Annotated in this window: 15 protein-coding genes; 10 read left to right on the plus strand and 5 right to left on the minus strand. The window is 67.7% G+C overall.

Annotation, left to right across the window (positions count from 1 at the left end):
- Window positions 1-2,145 (plus strand): molybdopterin-dependent oxidoreductase (locus QOC69_RS07090; protein ID WP_526437763.1); only part of this gene is annotated, 2,145 nt, incomplete at its 5' end.
- A 12-nt stretch (window positions 2,146-2,157) separates the two neighbouring features.
- Window positions 2,158-2,661 (plus strand): pyridoxamine 5'-phosphate oxidase family protein, encoded by a 504-nt coding sequence (locus QOC69_RS07095; RefSeq protein WP_526437765.1) that lies wholly within the window; start codon window positions 2,158-2,160, stop codon window positions 2,659-2,661.
- Between the two features lie 156 nt (window positions 2,662-2,817).
- Here QOC69_RS07095 and QOC69_RS07100 read toward each other — a convergent pair whose 3' ends face one another.
- The 4 genes from QOC69_RS07100 to QOC69_RS07115 all read right to left on the minus strand — a co-directional run bounded on the left by QOC69_RS07100 (window position 2,818) and on the right by QOC69_RS07115 (window position 5,528).
- Window positions 2,818-3,315, minus strand: a complete 498-nt coding sequence (locus QOC69_RS07100; RefSeq protein WP_526437767.1) for an STAS domain-containing protein — start codon at window positions 3,313-3,315, stop codon at window positions 2,818-2,820.
- 240 nt (window positions 3,316-3,555) lie between these two features.
- Window positions 3,556-4,515, minus strand: coding sequence for a pirin family protein (locus QOC69_RS07105; protein WP_526437769.1), 960 nt, complete (start codon window positions 4,513-4,515; stop codon window positions 3,556-3,558).
- Window positions 4,490-4,939, minus strand: coding sequence for an EVE domain-containing protein (locus QOC69_RS07110; protein WP_526437771.1), 450 nt, complete (start codon window positions 4,937-4,939; stop codon window positions 4,490-4,492). The genes QOC69_RS07105 and QOC69_RS07110 overlap by 26 nt, the downstream gene beginning before the upstream one ends.
- Window positions 4,940-5,237: 298 nt before the next feature.
- Window positions 5,238-5,528 (minus strand): WhiB family transcriptional regulator, encoded by a 291-nt coding sequence (locus QOC69_RS07115; RefSeq protein ID WP_526437774.1) that lies wholly within the window; start codon window positions 5,526-5,528, stop codon window positions 5,238-5,240.
- A 360-nt stretch (window positions 5,529-5,888) separates the two neighbouring features.
- On the opposite strand from QOC69_RS07115, the gene QOC69_RS07120 reads away from it, so the two are divergent.
- Complete coding sequence (locus tag QOC69_RS07120; protein WP_526437793.1) at window positions 5,889-6,575, plus strand: transcriptional regulator; 687 nt, start codon at window positions 5,889-5,891, stop codon at window positions 6,573-6,575.
- A 3-nt stretch (window positions 6,576-6,578) separates the two neighbouring features.
- Here the strand turns inward: QOC69_RS07120 and QOC69_RS07125 are convergent, their stop codons facing one another.
- Window positions 6,579-8,066, minus strand: coding sequence for a MinD/ParA family ATP-binding protein (locus QOC69_RS07125; RefSeq protein ID WP_526437776.1), 1,488 nt, complete (start codon window positions 8,064-8,066; stop codon window positions 6,579-6,581).
- A 393-nt stretch (window positions 8,067-8,459) separates the two neighbouring features.
- Between QOC69_RS07125 and QOC69_RS07130 the strand changes: the two genes are divergently transcribed.
- From QOC69_RS07130 to eccCa, 7 genes are all read left to right on the plus strand, one after another.
- The gene (locus tag QOC69_RS07130; RefSeq protein ID WP_526437778.1) at window positions 8,460-9,827 is read left to right on the plus strand and encodes an EspA/EspE family type VII secretion system effector; all 1,368 of its coding nucleotides are present in this window, start codon (window positions 8,460-8,462) and stop codon (window positions 9,825-9,827) included.
- Between the two features lie 25 nt (window positions 9,828-9,852).
- Window positions 9,853-10,170 carry a type VII secretion target gene (locus QOC69_RS07135; RefSeq protein WP_526437780.1) on the plus strand — a complete coding sequence of 106 codons (318 nt, stop codon included), beginning with the start codon at window positions 9,853-9,855 and terminating at the stop codon, window positions 10,168-10,170.
- Window positions 10,167-11,015: an ESX secretion-associated protein EspG gene (locus tag QOC69_RS07140; protein WP_526437782.1), complete on the plus strand. Its 849-nt coding sequence runs from the start codon at window positions 10,167-10,169 to the stop codon at window positions 11,013-11,015. Before QOC69_RS07135 ends, QOC69_RS07140 begins: the two co-directional genes overlap by 4 nt.
- Window positions 11,016-11,031: 16 nt before the next feature.
- Window positions 11,032-11,577, plus strand: coding sequence for a YbaB/EbfC family DNA-binding protein (locus QOC69_RS07145; protein WP_526437784.1), 546 nt, complete (start codon window positions 11,032-11,034; stop codon window positions 11,575-11,577).
- On the plus strand, window positions 11,570-13,291 hold the full coding sequence (gene eccA, locus QOC69_RS07150; protein ID WP_526437786.1) for a type VII secretion AAA-ATPase EccA: 1,722 nt from the start codon (window positions 11,570-11,572) through the stop codon (window positions 13,289-13,291). The genes QOC69_RS07145 and eccA overlap by 8 nt, the downstream gene beginning before the upstream one ends.
- Before the next feature lie 5 nt (window positions 13,292-13,296).
- Window positions 13,297-14,769: a type VII secretion protein EccB gene (eccB, locus tag QOC69_RS07155; protein ID WP_526437788.1), complete on the plus strand. Its 1,473-nt coding sequence runs from the start codon at window positions 13,297-13,299 to the stop codon at window positions 14,767-14,769.
- On the plus strand, window positions 14,766-16,600 hold a 1,835-nt coding region (gene eccCa, locus QOC69_RS07160), incomplete at its 3' end, for a type VII secretion protein EccCa (protein ID WP_526437791.1). The genes eccB and eccCa, both read left to right, overlap by 4 nt.

Raw genomic sequence — 16,600 nt, forward strand, 5'->3', positions numbered from 1 at the left:
GACGGCAAGGTCGCCGGTATCCGCGGCAACCGCGAAGACACGTGGAGCGCCGGCCACATCTGCCCGAAGGGAGCCACGCTCGGCGCGTTGCACGAGGATCCCGACCGCATTCGCCAGCCCATGATCAAGGTCGACGGAGAGTGGCTGGAGGTCACCTGGGACGCGGCATTCAGGCGATGCACGGAACTGCTGGCCCCCGTGATCGAGAAGTACGGCATCGGCGCGGTCACCGCGTACACCGGCAACCCACTGGCGCATTCGTTCTCGCTGGCTCGCTACGCCGGTGTGCTGCTTGGCATGTCGGGTATGCCGATGACCTACTCGCCGGGAACCATCGATCAATGGCCGAAGAACCTGTCGTCGCATCTGATGTACGGCGGCTGGTGGCTGTTCCCGGTGCCCGACATCCAGCGCACCGACCTGCTGGTCGTGATGGGCGCCAACCCGGCGGCATCACAGGGATCGCTGCTCGCCGCGCCCGACGTGATGGGCATCATCGACGGAATTCGCAAGCGCGGCAAGGTGATCGTCATCGATCCGGTCCGCACCGCCACCGCTGCACGCGCCGACGAATGGCTGCCCATCACCCCCGGCACCGATGCGGCGCTGCTGCTGGCCGTCGCGCACACGCTGTTCGACGAGGACCTGGTGTCGCTCGGCACCGCCGAGCCCTACCTCGACGGCGTGGAGCGGATGCGGGAGGTGGCCGCCGACTGGTCACCCGAACGCGTCGCCGAGGCCACCGGAATCGCCGCCCCGCGGATCAGGGCGCTGGCCCGTGAGCTGGCCACCACACCGCGGGCCGCGGTATACGGCCGAATCGGGTTGTGCAACCAGGAGTTCGGGAGTCTAGCCAGCTGGCTGGTGGACGTCGTCAACATCCTGACCGCCCACTTCGACACCCCCGGCGGGCTGATGTTCCCCCGGCCTGCGGCGTGGTCGATCACCGTGCAGCCGCAACCGGGCCTCGAGGACGGGCTCGCCGAGTTCGGCCGGTTCCGCACCCGGGTGCGCGGCGCCAAGGAGGTGCTGGGCCAGGTGCCGGTGTCGTGCATGGCCGAGGAGATCGCGACGCCGGGGGAGGGCCAGATCAAGGCGCTCATCACCGTCGCGGGCAACCCGGTGCTGTCCACGCCAGGCGGCGACAAGCTCGACGAGGCGCTGCCGCAGTTGGAGGCGATGATCGCCGTCGACCTGTGGCTCAACGAGACCACCCGACACGCCGACGTCATCCTGCCCGGCCTTTCGCCGCTGGAGCAGGCCCACCACGACGACCTGATCCTGAACTTCGCGGTGAACAGCTTCGCGAACTACTCGCCGCCGGTGTTCCAGGCCCCCGATCCGGACCGCCCGGAGGAGTGGGAGATCCTGATCCGGCTCACCGGGCTGTGCACCGGCACCCCCGCCGAGAACGTCGACGTGGCCGCGATCGACGACGGGTTCTTCGACTACATGGCGTTCACACAGGGTCTCGACGGCGCTCAGATCCGGACGAACTACGACCATGGCGGCCCCGAACGGGTGCTGGACCTGACCCTGCGCACCGGTCCGTTCGGCGACCGCTACGGCGAGAACCCCGACGGCCTGACCCTGGAGAAGTTGAAGGCACGGCCCGATGGGATCAACTACGGGCCGATGGTCCCGCGACTGCCGGACATTCTGGGCACCGCCGACGGCAAGGTGCGGCTGGCTCCGCAGTACCTGCTCGACGACCTGCCAAGGCTGGCCGCCCGCCTCGACCGCGAGCCAGACGACTTGGTGCTGGTCAGCCGCCGTCACCTGCGGTCCAACAACTCCTGGCTGCACAACGTCGCGCCGCTGATGAAGGGCAGGGAGCGGTGCACCCTGCTGATGCACCGCGACGACGCCGAACGGCGTGGCGTGGCCAACGGCGACGTCGTCACCGTCACGTCGTCCGCAGGCCGAATCGAAGTGCCGGTGGAGGTGACCGAGGCGATCAAGCCGGGGGTGGTGTCGATGCCCCATGGCTGGGGTCACGGCAAGCCCGGCACCCGGATGGCGGTCGCCAACGACTCCCCTGGCGTCAACACCAACGTCCTGTCGCCACCGGAGTTCCTCGACGAACCGTCCGGAAACGGGGCGCTCAACGGCATCCCGGTGACCGTCGCCGCTACGGGCACCTGACAGTATCGGGACGTGGGAAAGAACGAGCGCTCCAAGATCGTCATGAGCGACGACGAGATCGTCGAATTCATCGATCACAGCCGCACCGCGACCATGGCCACCGTTGGCCCGAACGGGCGACCGCATCTGATCGCGATGTGGTACGCCGTCCTCGACGGCGAGATCTGGTTCGAGACCAAGGCCAAGTCGCAGAAGGCGGTCAACCTCCGCCGCGACCCCACGATCACGGTGATGATCGAGGACGGCCAGACCTACAACACGCTGCGTGGAGTGTCGATCGACGGTCAAGCCGAGATCGTCGACAGCGACCCGGAACTGCTTCTGCGCGTGGGGATCAGCGTGTGGGAGCGCTACACCGGTCCGTACAGCGAGGACATGAAGCCGTTCGTCGACCAGATGATGAACAACCGAATCGCAGTGCGGGTGGTGCCCACCCGGCTGCGAAGCTGGGATCACCGCAAGCTCGGGATGACGGACATGCCGGTGGCCGGGTCGACGGCGCAGTACCTGGGTTAGCCCGCGGGCCGCAGCAGGTCGACGGTGAGCCACGCGGGCCGCAGGTCGGGGTCGGCGCCGTCGCGTAGGAAGTACGCCGGCGGCAGCTGTGTCGTTATCGCAGACGACGATATCGGCGGGAGTTACCCGAGCTCGAGGCGGTTGCCGAGCAACCACCTAGCGGCTGGAAGGAACCAGCACGGCGGATTGCTCGGTGTGTCGCCCGAATTGCCGCTGCGCCGCTGCGACGCTTTCGGCCTGCGGGAGGTCTTCTGCGTGGCAGGCGCGAAGTACGCGTCGCACTGCCGCGCTAGCGACCAGCTGCCAGCGGATGCGGTCGCAGCACAGGTCGATCCTTCGGAGGGCGGTGAGACCTGCGGCACCGAAGAACTCGACCCCGCTCAAGTCGAGGACGAGTGTCCCGGCAATACCGAGGTGACGTTCAACGTAACCCGCCAAGTCGATGCCATTGCTCGCGTCAACCTCACCGCGGACCGAAACCACGACCAGATTCGCAGTAGCCGTTGCGCTCGCTTCTGCCCGACCCCACCGCTCGACTTCCCCGACATGGATCGGATCCGGTCGGTAGAGGCGGCACGTACCGCTTGGCGCCATCATCATCTCCTCGGGATTGGGGGGGCGAGGGTGATTCTGTTGGGCTTGTCTTGCGCGCATGATCGATCGCCGTGCGCTCGACGTAGGGCGAAGATACAACGCAATTCGCAGCTCGTGGGGGTATTCGCACGACGGAAATTTTCTCTTACCGCCGCGTTGAAACGCGCGCGAGATTGCCCGCAGAACCGTTTGCGCTGCTGAACCGGGACGTGTCGCGACGGATTTCGTTGCCGGTGCCTTACGCAGCAAATATGCGCTTAAGGAGAACGGGCTTGTCTCGTGCGTTACTCGCGCGGCCGCTCACGGGCGTGGCCGCAGCCTGCCGTTCGGAAGCGGGGGAGCGGGCAGCCGGGCGCCCGGATAGCCGGACACCGCGCCGAAGCGCTCGTCCTGGTCCTGCCACATCTGCCGGTATTGGGCGATCTCGTCGTGGCTCCGCCCGACGAAGTTCCACCACATGACCAGCTGCTCGCCGAAGGGCGGCCCACCGAGCAGCAGCACCCGGGCCGGGCGTTCGTCGCGGTTGGTCAGCGTGAGGGAGTCGTGGCCGGGGGACTGGTACCACAGATCGGCCACCTCGAGCGTGGCCGCGCCCGCCTGGATGCTGCCCTGGTCGAGCAGCACGCCGTGCTCGAAGGAGCTGTCGACGTCGAACGTGACCGTCGCGCCGGGACCCATATCCACCTGGGCACCCAGCAGAGGTGTGAAGGTGGCGACCGGCGAACGGGTCCCGGCCAGCTCGCCGAGGAAGACGCGGACCCGCGCGCCGTCCACGGCGAGTGGCGAGGGCACGTAGTGGGCGAAGTCGCGACCGGTCTCGCGGTCGGCATCGGGTAGGGCCACCCACAGCTGGGCGCCGTGCAGAAACCGCGTCGCCGGCGTCGACCCAGCGACCGAAACCTCCGAGTGGCAGATGCCTGCGCCAGCGGTCATCAGGTTCAGCTCGCCCGGGCGGATCATGGCGTGCACGCCTGCGGAGTCGCGGTGTTCCACCTCGCCGCTGAACAGCCAGCTCACCGTCTGCAGACCGGTGTGCGGATGTGGCGGGACGTCCATGCCGGGCCCGGCGCTCAGGTCCTCAGGACCGTAGTGGTCCACGAAGCACCACGCTCCGATCAGCGACCGTTCGCGCTGCGGGAGCGTCCGGCGCACCCTGATCGCTCGTGGTCCACCGAGCGGGACGTCGCGCGGATGCAGGACACCGGCGAATCGTGAAGCAGCGCAAGCGACTTCGTCAGGCGCCGGCTCGGTGTTGCTCATCCGTCCAGACTAATCCCGTCATCGCGGTATGGATCACTTCGAAGTCGTGTTCGTCGATGGCGAAGACCCCGAACCGGAAGCGGTAGCCCCAACGCGTCTTGTCCTCCACGAAGCCGAGATCGTCGAGCAGGGGACGGATGGGCGTCTCCGAACACGGCAGGAACTCGACGCGGCGCCGCCAGGGCTGGAACTCCGGGTCCATGTCGACCTGGTAGACCTCGTCGTCGGTGACCTGTCCGATCGCGGTGAATGCCTGTAGCGGCGCGCCATCCGGATAGTCGGTCTTGGGCGAGTAGAAGGCGATCCAGTCGCCCCGTGCCATCCTCCGCAACATCTGTGGCTTGCCGTGGTTGGCCTGTGTGAAACCGCCTGCCACGCCGCGTTGCACGTGGCCGCGGCTGACGGTGTTGATCCAGTACGTCATGGCGTCACGCTAGGACCGGTCCCCGACACGGCCGGACATTCATCCACAGGTGCGGATGTAGTCGATTCAGCGGTATGAGCCTGGCAATGAAACGAGCCGTCGACGCGGTTGCGTCGACGGCGCGGGTGACGGTGCCGGCAGTGCGCCTCTCGGCAAGTGGTCGCACTAGGCGACTGTTCTGGGGTGGTACCCGGGGCATTGCACGACACCGTCGACTCATCCTAACCGCAAGGCGTGCCCGGCTGTTCCATTTCGCTCGTCGCGCTGCCGTCCCCTCGTTCGGCAGCGAGACGAGCGGTCAGGCCGATTCCAGGAACAGGCGTCGCGCGCGGACGGAGTAGCCGTTGCGCTCGGCCAGCGACCGCAGCTGCCGCAGCGCGAAGGTGCGTCCACGGCCGGCCTCGGGAATGACGATGCCAGCCCAGAGGCCCTCGGCCTTCGGCAGCTCGCATGCCTCCCGCGCGCAGGCCCATCGACGCGGGCACGCCCGGCAGATGGCCTTGGCCTCCTCGTCGGCGGCCGACGTCCAGCGCTCGGGATCGCGGGTGCACTCGCCTATCGGCAGACCGTCCCGGCCTACTGCGTTCATGTCTCGCTCCTTCGTTCGAGCGCCGTTCGTGCGTGGCGCGATGAACCGAATGTATCGCAAGAACTGTAGCGATGCAACAGTTTAAACTGAAGCGGATCGCGGAGTGGCGCTGCGGCCCTAAAGTAGCAGTTGACCAGCCATCGGAAACACTCGCGGGGCGCGCAGTCGCCGATGCGTCTAGCTGTGACACGGTTCAAACCGGATATACGCAACAGTTCTCATCCGCCCGCAATCCGGCTAATGTAGGACGAACACGTAGCGGTGCTGCATCCAGGGGAGGAGGGCAACCGGTTGGTCAGCGGTGACACCACGGCCGACCCGGACGACGCAGCCGATGCCTCCGTCGAGGTGGATCCCGGGATGGTGCGCGCGGGTGCTGCCGCGGCGGCGCGACGCCGTGAACTCGACATCAGCCAGCGCAGTCTGGCCGCCGACGGCATCATCAACGCGGGCGCGCTCATCTCGTTCGAGAAGGGTCGAAGCTGGCCGCGCGAGCGGACGCGGGCCAAGCTCGAACAAGTTCTGCAGTGGCCGGCCGGGAACATCGCCCGAATCAGGCGGGGCGGTCCCGTCACGCCGGGCGAGGCCGCCGAACCGCCCGCGGGCGGCGATGAGGGCTCGCTTATCGCCCAGGCCGTCGAAGCGGCGGTCAACACCCTCGGCGCCACCGTCGGTTCGCTGCCCCCGATCGACGATCCGGCATTCACCCCCAGGGTCACCGCGATCCTGGCCGACCTGCGCCAGCTCGAGGCGGTGGCAGCACGCGCGGCGCGGATCGGTCGGCTCACGCCTCCCTTGCTGAAGGCGCTGAGCACAGTCCGCCGCCAGATGGACGAGCTGACCCTGCTCGGCGCGACGGCTCCGACGGCGACGCTCGGTCAGCGGCTGTACGCCGCCCGGCGACGGGCCAACCTCACGATCAGCGAGACCGCGCAGGCGGCGGGAGTAGCCGAGGATGCGATCGTCGCCGCGGAGGCGGGCCAGCCGATCGCCGCCGCGGAGACGGAGCTGATCGAGTCGCTGGTCGACCAGATCGACTGGCGCTGAACGCTAGAACCGGTCGCGAGTGCGTTCGCGGTCGTCGTTGGTTGGGAAGTGTTCGGCCAGCGCGGTGGCGATCTCGATGAACTTGCGCCGGGTCGCAGGGGACATCTCGGTGGTGCGCTCGATGACCCTGCCGGTCCGCAGGTGCCCATCGAACGGGACCTCCACCACGGCCTGGCCCTGGCCGGCGAACTGCTGGGCGAGGATGGCCCTGGTGCGCTTGTCGGCGTGCCCGTCCGAGTCGTTGAGCACGACGACGGTGCGCTGCAACAGGCCGGTCAAACCCCGGTTGGCCAACCAGTCCATCGTCTGACCGGCGGCGGCGGCGCCGTCGACCCAGGGCGAGGAGACCACGATCAAGGCGTCCAGATCCCGCAATACCTCCTGGGTGACGGGCGTGTCCATCGTCGAGCTGCAGTCGACGATGGAGATCGTGAAGTGGCGATCCAGACGTGCCGTGGCCTCCCGGTAGATGGCGGGGTCGAGCACGCGCCTGCGGGCGGGACTGGCCTCGCCGGCCAACACGAACAGACCCGCGGCGTTGTTCCCCACCCTGCTGCGCATGTCGGCGAACGTCTCGAGGTGCTGATCGCCGGCCAGCTCCCAGTACGACCCCGTCGCGTTCGGGTCGACGCGGCTGCCGAGCTTGCCGAATGCTGTGTCCGCGTCGATGGCGACCACGCGGTCGTCCTGGCGCAGCTCGGCGAATATCGACCCGATGCTCGCGGACACCGTCGTCTTGCCGACTCCGCCCTTGCCCATCACGCCGATCTTGTAGTGGCCGCGCAACACCGACTTGATCCGCGCCTCCGACTCGGCCTGCCGCAACTCTTCCGTGGACTGGCCCAGGTTGACCGCCCCGAACGTGAGCCGGAACAGCACCAGACGCCAGCCGCGCGACGGCGGAAGCCGCTTGGCCGGGACGAGCTCATCCCGCCTGATCCGGTCCGCGTAGGACCCGGTCGGTGGGGGCGGCGCCAGTCGGGGGTCAGGACCGAACTGTTGAGCCTGCCAGGAGGGAGGCGGCGGCTGTCCCTGGTTCGGTTGTCCCTGATTCGGCGGCGCGGGCGGCCGTGGCCCGCGTTGCTGTTGCTGCTGCCAGCCAGGCTGTTGCTGCCCCCACTGTTGTGGGTTGCGAGCCTGGGGAGGCTGGGGCGGCGGGCTCTGCTGCTGGGGAGGGCTCTGCTGGCCGAACTGCCCGGTGTCGCGTGGCCCCTGAGGCGGACCGTAGCGGGGTGACGGCGGGCGCTCGGGCTCGCGTGGCGGCTGCGCGGGTGGTTCCGGCGCGGTGGGCTCCGGAGCCGGCGGTGTTGGCGGTCTTTCCGGCGCGGGTGCGGCTTCGACCGGCACGAAGTCGACCGGCGGCCTCGAGGGCAGCGGCGTCGCCGCCCGGGTGAACGTCGGCTCGACGGGCGCGGGTGCGGGTTCGTAGTCGGATTCCTCGGGCCCGGTCCAACCGAGTTGTCGGCGCAGGGCATCGTCACGCTCGCTCACGGCACCAGGCTCCTTCCCGTGGAATCAGACCATGTGACTGCCTCCCTCGATTCAAGTATCAACCACGCCCGGCCCCGCCAACCGAACATCGGAGGGGCGGCGCCAATACTCGGCAGACAGCAAACGAAACGAAGGTCTTGATCGCCAACCGTAGACGAACCTTCCTGCAGGGCTCACCGGCGCAATCACACGGTATTCCCAGCTGCCGCACGGTCCAACCACGCGATCGGCCTGCGGTCCGGCGATGACGTGCCGCGGCGCCTATCCACACAGGTCAAGCCATCTCGACCTGAATCTCGATCCCCCTGTTGACGGCCGGGATGGCCAAGGAATTGGTGCGCAGGGGACCCCTGATCCGCTGGTACGCTCGCATCCGGCGAGGGGGTTCGATGCATGGGTCTGCTGGGCAAGCTGGAGAACGTCGGCAAATCCGTCTGGGACACCGGCAAAGAGGTCAGCGACGTCGTCGAAGGGGCCGCAGCCATCGGTGACTTCATTGAGCGGGTGAGAAACCTTCGCGTGGCCAACGCGCCGATCCTCGACGCCGGCCAGTTGGTGATCGCAGGTCTGAAGCTGACCACCGGCCTCGGCGCGCCCGAGGACGGCGAACGCTTCGGTCGAGGTGGCGCCCGTCTTCACGACGCCTGCGCAACGTTGAGGTCCGCGCTGCCCACCGCGAGCTGGACGGGCGCGGGGGCCGACTCCTACACGGTCCCCAACGTCGAACAGATCGACCGCAGCAGGGCGATGGCGGCCGCCGACCACCAGGTGCACGGCGTGCTCGCCACCGAGGCCTTCCAGGTCAGCTTTCACCGGGATCGTCTCGACGATTGGTACAACTGGCTCGCCGACGTCGGTCTGGTGACCTTCGCGCTGGGGCTCATCCCCGGAGTCGGTCAGGGAATGAAGGCGGCCGCGGACGCCCAGGCGGTGCTCATCGCCGTCGGGCGCAGCTCGTCGGAGGTACACCAACTCTCGTCCGAGGTCGGGGCGAACGCAGCGGCCCTGCAGCAGCTCGTCGGGCGCTACGAGAACCTCGGGCAGACCGCGAACATCTCCCAGACGGGCCAGGACCAGAACCCACCTCCGCTGCCCGCTCCGCCGTCGGCACCGCACGAACAGTCACCCAAGGACCGGCCGGGTGACGAGCAGCCCGAGGACACGGCGCCGACGCCTCCGGCCGAACAGCCGCCGGGCAACCCAGGGCAGTTCGTCGCGCCGATACCAACATCCGGTGGGTCGGGGTCTGCGGGCCGGAGCGGGCCACGCGCGATGGGTGGACCTCCGCCTGCGGCCTCGGTGGGCCCACCCGCCATGCCCGCCCCGGCCGGGCAGAAGACGTCGGCAGGCGGCGGCATGCCTCCGGCCTCCGGCGCACCGCCTGCGCCCCTTGGCGGCATGCCGCCCTCGGCGATGAGTGCGGCACCCGCTCCGATGGCCGCCGCCCCGGCCGTCCCGGTGGGACTGATCAAGGAGGCCGTGCAAGCGGCCATGCAGCGGGAGGCCGAGAGGCAGGCCGCCGAGGACGAGAAGGACGACGAAGACGAGGACGGCAAGGAAGACGAGGACGGGGACGGCAAGCCGGACCTGGAAAAGGACCATGAGAAAGACCGGCCGGGCGCGGCCCCCGGCGGAATCGATGCGGGTCGGGCGCCGGTGCACATCGAGATGGAGGTCGACGTGGAGCGGCTGGCCACACCGATCACGGTTACCGTGGATCGAGAAAATCCAATCGGCCCGCCGCCGGCGCCAGCACCATAGGAAGATGGGGACGAAGGGGAATCACATGTCCGGCGATCTGCGAGTTACGACGGCCCACCTGCGGGAGTTGGCCGCCAAACAGCGGCAAGCGGCCACCGAGATCGGGTCGGCGGCCGAGGTCGCCGACGGTGTCGTCACGTCGCTGCGGATGACCCACGGGGTGATCTCGTGGTCGACCGCCGCAGCGGTGGAGGCCGTGCAGAACGCCCGCCGCGCCACGGGCTCGGGAATGGAGGGGGTATCGGAGGTAATGGCAGACAGACTGGACGCGTCCGCTGCGGCGTACGACCGGATCGACGGGCTGGCCGGTGGCCGGCTCGGCGACCAGATGCAACCCCGATGACCATGGCGGGGAGTGCCGGACAGGACGCCACGCACGTCGATGACGTCGTTGGCGTCGAGGTCACCATCGACGGCATGCTCGTCATCGCCGACAAGCTCAACGTCATGGAGTTCCCGCCGTCGATGGGCATCAGGCCCAACATCCCGCAGCTCGAGCTGCGAGACGTGGTGTGGGAACAGGTGACCCGCGACCTCGTCGCGCAGGGTGTGCTGAACGTGTTCGGCGAGCCGCATCCCGAGGTCGCGGCGATGGTCGACACGCTCAGCCGTGCCGACCGAACGCTCGAAGGTCGATGGTGGCGCCGCGACCTCGGCGGCAAGATGGTGCGTTTCGTGGTGTGCCGCAAGGGGTCTCGCCACGTCGTCGCCGCTCGCGACGGCGAGATGATCGTACTGCAACGCGTCGCACAGCAAATCGGGCTGGCGGCCATGGTGAACGTCGTCCTCGGGTCGGCGAACGCGGCGGACGTCGAACCGCTGACCGCGGTGGCAAGCAAGCTCGGCGAATCGCGCACGGCAAACCAGTTGACCCAGTTCGGCATCGACCCCGCGTCGGCGCGGACGTACGCCGAACTCATCGCCGAGCCCAGGAGCTGGGTGGAGATCACCGCCAACGAACGGCATTCGGGCGGCACCTACTCGCAGGCCGACGTCGCCGCAGGCGTGCTCGATGCGCGGCACGGCCGCATCGTGTCCATCCCGCGACGGGTCAACGGCGAGCTGTACGGCAGCTTCCTGCCTGGCACGAATGAGAACCTGCAACGCGCACTGGACGGCCTGATCGAGTTCCTCCCGTCGGGCACTTGGTTCGACAAGAAGAACGCAGACACCTCCGGTCCGGACTGAGAAAGGCATCCCCCTGGTGGACGACTCTCCGCCGCACCATCCCGAAGACGATCACGACGATCTGGCCGCACTGGACTTCTCCGCGCCGGACGTCGACTCGAGCGCGTCCGTGCTCGACGCGTTGGGCGACTACGCCGCGGCCGACTCCGCGGACGACGACTCAGCAGCGGCCGACGTCATGGAGGCGACCGATCCGCGCCCCGACGACGGCGAGGTCGACGATCTATCGGTGCCACTGTTCACCGTGACGAATCCACCCGGCACCGTCACCGTGACTACCTTCATGGATGGACGCGTCAACCGCATCGATCTATCGCCGAAGGCAACCACGATGACCGAAACGAATCTCGCCGACGAGATCGTCGTGATGGCTGGCCTGGCCACCCAGGACGCCAGGTCCGCGCAGTACTCGTTCATGCTCGAGGGCATGCGCCAACAGGGCCACGACAACGTCGCGACGCACGACTTCCTGACCAGAGACCTCGACCTGCCGTCACCGGAGCAAGCCGAAGCGGCCAGGGCGCAGGTCTTCGCCACCCGATACGCGAGTAACCATGACTGACGATCTTGCCGGGCTGTTCGGCAGCGCCGTCGGCATGCTGCCGAGCGCCCCAGCGCGGTCCCTCGAACTGTTCACCGAGATCACCACAGTGGACGAGACCGCGTGCGATGCCTGGGTGGGACGCATCCGATGCGGCGACACCGACCGGGTGACGCTGTTCCGCGCCTGGTACTCGCGGACGAAGTTCGGCCAGTTGGCCGGCGCCGCCGAGATCTCGATGAACACCATGAACGCCCGGGTACCCATCGGCGGCCAGTTCGGCGACATCACCTACCCGGTGAACTCCCCTCTGGCGATCACCATGGGCTTCGCCGTGCACGAGGCCGCCGTCGGCAACCACGCCGACGCGATGGAAGCACTCGAGGACGTTCCGGCCACCGGCGCCGAGCACCTGGTGGCGTGGGTCAAGGCCGTGATCTACGGAGCCGCCGAACGCTGGACCGACGTCATCGACGAGGTTCGGAACGCCGGCAGTTGGCCGGACAAGTTCCTTGGCGCCGCCGCGGGCGTGGCGCACGGCGTCGCGGCCGCCAACCTCGGACTCTTCACCGAGGCGGAACGCCGTCTCACCGAATCCAACTCGTCACCCGCCGGCGAGGCATGCGCAACGGCGATCGCCTGGTATCTGGCCATGACGCGCCGCAGCCAGGGCAACGAGGAGTCGGCCGTCGCGCTACTCGAATGGTTGCAGGCCACCCATTCCGAGCCGAAGGTCACTGCGGCGCTGAAGGATCCGAATTACCGACTGGTGACCACCACGGCGGAGAAGATCGCGTCGCGCAGTGATCCATGGGATCCGACCAGCGTGGTCGCGGACACCTCGGCCCGCGACAAGCTGCTGATCGACGCGCAGGCCGAACTCGACCGCCAGATCGGGCTGAGCCGGGTCAAGGAGCAGATCGAGAGATACCGTGCCGCAACGCAAATGGCGAAGGTGCGGGCCGCACGCGGGATGAAGGTAGCCCAGCAGTCCAAGCACATCATCTTCACCGGACCCCCGGGTACCGGAAAGACCACGATCGCGCGGGTGGTCGCCAACATCCTGGCCGGTCTCGGTGTGATCGCCGAACCGAAGCTCGTCGAGACCTCGCGCAAGGACTTCGTCGCCGAGTACGAGGGGCAGTCGTCGGTGAAGACCGCGCGCACCATCGATCGCGCCGTCGGCGGGGTGTTGTTCATCGACGAGGCCTACACGCTGGTACAGGAGCGCGACGGCCGGGCCGACCCGTTCGGCACCGAGGCACTCGACACCCTGCTGGCCCGGATGGAGAACGACCGCGACCGGCTCGTCGTGATCATCGCGGGCTACAGCGCCGACATCGACCGCCTGCTGGAGTCCAACGACGGTCTGCGGTCGCGGTTCTCCACCAGGGTCGAGTTCGATTCGTACTCGCCGGAGGAGATCGTCGACATCGCCAAGGTGCTTGCGGCGTCCAACGACTCGACGCTCAGCGAGGAAGCGGCCAAGCGAGTGCTGGAGGCCGCCACCCTGTTGAACCAGCGCACTCTCAACGGCAAGCCCGCGCTCGACATCGCGGGCAACGGCCGGTACGCCCGGCAGTTGGTGGAGGCCGGCGAGCAGTACCGAGACATGCGCCTGGCCCGGTCGGTCGACTTCGACAGCCTGGCCGTCGAGCAACTCAGTGAAATCAACTTTGAGGACATGATCGAAGCCATCGACGCCGTGCACGCACGCCTGAACATCGTCGAGTAGAAGAAATGGCAGGCTTTCGACTCACCACCAAGGTCCAGGTCAGTGGCTGGCGTTTCCTACTGCGCCGAGTGGAGCACGCCATCGTGCGTCGCGACACCAGGATGTTCGACGACCCGCTGCAGTTCTACAGCCGGGCGGTCTCCCTTGGCATCGTGATCGCGGTGCTGGTCTGCCTCGGCGCGGCGCTGTTGGCCTACTTCAAGCCGCTAGGAAAGCGGGGCGGCGACAACCTGCTCGTCGACCGCACCACCAACCAGCTGTACGTGGTGATGGGCGGAACCAATCTGCTGCACCCCGTCTACAACCTGACCTCGGCGCGGCTGGTGCTCGGCAATCCGGGCACCCCGAACGCGGTGAAGTCCGACGAGCTGAACCGGATGCCGAAGGGGCAGCCCATCGGCATTCCCGGCGCCCCGTACGCCACCCCGGTGTCGACGGCCGCCGAGTCCATGTGGACGTTGTGCGACACCGTCACCAAGCCGGAGAGCGTTGCGCCGACGGTGGATTCGTCGGTCATCGTGCTGCCGCTCGTCACCGACGGATCGGTCGGGGCGATGAACCCGGACCAGGGCGTGCTGGTGTCGTATCAGAACAAGGACTGGTTGGTCACCGACACCGGCAGGCATGCGATCGAGCTGTCCGACCGTGCGGTGACGTCGGCCGTGGGGATCCCGGTGACCGCCAGGGCAACCCCCATTTCGGAGGGACTGTTCAACGCTTTGCCGAACGCGGGGCCATGGCAGCTGCCGCAGGTACCCGCCTCGGGCGCGCCGAACGACGTTGGCCTGCCGGCCAATCTGGTCATCGGATCGGTCTTCCAGACCGTGACGGATTCGGACGAACAGAAGTACGTGGTGCTTCCCGACGGCGTGGCGAAGGTCAACGACACGACGGCGGCGGCATTGCGCGCCACCAACTCCTACGGCCTGATCTCGCCGCCGTCGGTGGAATCCAGCGATGTGGCGAAGATCGCCGAGGAGGTCTACACCTCGCCGCTTCCTGACAAACCGCTGGAGATTCAACTGCGGGAGGACGCGCCGACGCTGTGCTGGTCGTGGGAGCGCGAACCCGGCGATCAATCCCCGAAGACCTCGGTCATCATCGGACGGCACCTCCCGATCGGCGCGGGATCGTTGAACACCGGGATCGATCAGATCGGCGGCGACTCAACGGTATTCATCAACAGTGGGCAATACGTGCGGCTGCAGTCGCCGGATCCTCGCTACGGCGAGAGCCTCTACTACATCGACCCGCAGGGCGTGCGTTACGGACTGCCCGACGAGGAGACCGCCAAGGCTCTGGGGCTGGCGGCGCCGAAGACCGCGCCGTGGCAGGTGGTCGGACTGCTCGTCGACGGGCCGGTGCTGTCCAAGCAGGCCGCTCTGCTCGAGCACGACACCCTGCCCGCCGACCCCAATCCGCGCAAGGTCGGCGATCCGAACGCAGTACCTGCGGCAAGTACGGGAGGTGGGGGATGACCACCAAGAAGTTTACCCCGATGATCAAGCGGGGACCGCGCCTGACCCCGGGCGAGATCAACGTGACGCCGCCCGACGACCTCGGTGTGGAGATCCCGGCGTCAGGCATCCAGAAGATCCTGCCGTGGGTTATGGGCGGCGGCATGCTCGGGATGATCGCCATCATGATCTTCACCGGCGTGCGGCAGCTGTCGCCGTACATGCTGATGATGCCGCTGATGATGGTGATGGGCACCGTGGGCTTCATGGCAGGCGGCGGGCCTGGCGGCAAGAAGGTGCCCGAGATCAACGCCGACCGCAAGGAGTATCTGCGCTACCTGTCCGGCCTGCGGACGCGCGTGACGTCGTCGGCCGCCGCGCAGGTGACGTTCTTCAACTACCACGCACCGCATCCCGACGATCTGCTGTCGATCATCGGGAGCAACCGGCAGTGGTCGCGTCCGGCCAACGACAGCTTCTACGCCGCAACGCGGATCGGACTCGGGGCGGAGCCTGCCGTGGACCGGCTGCTGAAACCCGCCGTCGGCGGTGAGCTGGCCGGCCCGCAGGGCGCGCCGCAACCGCACCTTGAACCGGTCAGCCACATGTGGCTGACCAAGTTCCTGCGTACCCACGGCTTGATTCACGATTGCCCGAAACTCATTCAGCTGCGTACGTTTCCGACCATCGCGGTCGGCGGTGATCCGGCGGGCGCCGCGGGCCTGCTCACCGCGATGATCTGTCATCTGGCGGTGTTCCATCCGCCGGACGTGCTGCAGATGCGGGTCCTGACGGACAACCCGGAGGACCCTGAGTGGTCGTGGCTCAAATGGCTGCCGCACCTGCAGCACCAGACCGACACCGATGCATCGGGTGCGACGCGGTTGATGTTCACCCGACCCGACGGTCTCAGTGATCTGACCGCGCGCGGCCCGCACACCGCCGACTCGGCACCCAGCGGTCCCTATGTCGTCGTCATCGATCTCACCGGGGGCAAGGCGGGCTTCCCCGTGGACGGCAGGGCCGGCGTCACCGTGATCACGCTGGGCAACCACCGCGGCTCGGCGTACCGTATCCGCGTCGACGCCGACGGCACCGCCGATGACCGTCTGCCCAATCAGAACTTCCGTTTGGTGACCAACGTGGCCGACCACATGACGCCTGCCCAGGCCGGCCGCATCGCGCGCAAGCTCGCGGGGTGGTCGATCACCGGCACGATCATCGACAAGAGCACCCGGGTGCAGAAGAAGGTCGCCACCGAGTGGCACCAACTGGTCGGGGCGAAGACGATCGAGGAGGTCACGCCGAACCGTTGGCGGATGTTCAGCGACTTGGACCAGGACCGGTTGCGCATCCCGTTCGGTCACGAACTCAAGACCGGTGAGGTCATGCACCTCGACATCAAGGAGGGCGCCGAATTCGGGGCAGGGCCGCACGGGATGCTCATCGGCACCACAGGTTCGGGAAAATCGGAATTCCTTCGCACACTGATTCTTTCACTGGCCGCCACGCACCACCCGGATCAGGTCAACCTGCTGCTGACCGACTTCAAGGGCGGCTCGACTTTCCTTGGCATGGAGAAGCTTCCACACACCGCCGCGGTGGTGACGAACATGGAGGAGGAAGCAGAGCTCGTCAGCCGCATGGGTGAGGTGTTGTCCGGTGAGCTCGACCGGCGGCAGTCGATCCTGCGCCAGGCAGGCATCCAGGTCGGAGCCGCAGGCGCGCTGTCGGGCGTCGCCGAATACGAGAAGCATCGCGAACGGGGCGCCGACCTCGCGCCGCTACCGACCCTGTTCGTCGTCGTCGACGAATTCGCCGAGCTCCTGCAGAACCATCCCGACTTCATCCA

This window comes from Mycobacterium sp. (assembly GCF_032162105.1).
Classification (GTDB): domain Bacteria; phylum Actinomycetota; class Actinomycetes; order Mycobacteriales; family Mycobacteriaceae; genus Mycobacterium.

What these genes read in the sequence shown, in the direction of transcription:
- QOC69_RS07120 (WP_526437793.1), top strand. Translation starts at nt 5,889, where the DNA reads ATGGTGCGCGCGGGTGCTGCCGCGGCGGCGCGACGCCGTGAACTCGAC.
- QOC69_RS07130 (WP_526437778.1), top strand. Translation starts at nt 8,460, where the DNA reads ATGGGTCTGCTGGGCAAGCTGGAGAACGTCGGCAAATCCGTCTGGGAC.
- eccA (WP_526437786.1), top strand. Translation starts at nt 11,570, where the DNA reads ATGACTGACGATCTTGCCGGGCTGTTCGGCAGCGCCGTCGGCATGCTG.
- QOC69_RS07115 (WP_526437774.1), bottom strand. Translation starts at nt 5,528, where the DNA reads ATGAACGCAGTAGGCCGGGACGGTCTGCCGATAGGCGAGTGCACCCGC.
- QOC69_RS07140 (WP_526437782.1), top strand. Translation starts at nt 10,167, where the DNA reads ATGACCATGGCGGGGAGTGCCGGACAGGACGCCACGCACGTCGATGAC.
- QOC69_RS07135 (WP_526437780.1), top strand. Translation starts at nt 9,853, where the DNA reads ATGTCCGGCGATCTGCGAGTTACGACGGCCCACCTGCGGGAGTTGGCC.
- QOC69_RS07105 (WP_526437769.1), bottom strand. Translation starts at nt 4,515, where the DNA reads ATGAGCAACACCGAGCCGGCGCCTGACGAAGTCGCTTGCGCTGCTTCA.
- QOC69_RS07110 (WP_526437771.1), bottom strand. Translation starts at nt 4,939, where the DNA reads ATGACGTACTGGATCAACACCGTCAGCCGCGGCCACGTGCAACGCGGC.
- QOC69_RS07100 (WP_526437767.1), bottom strand. Translation starts at nt 3,315, where the DNA reads ATGCGCGCAAGACAAGCCCAACAGAATCACCCTCGCCCCCCCAATCCC.
- eccB (WP_526437788.1), top strand. Translation starts at nt 13,297, where the DNA reads ATGGCAGGCTTTCGACTCACCACCAAGGTCCAGGTCAGTGGCTGGCGT.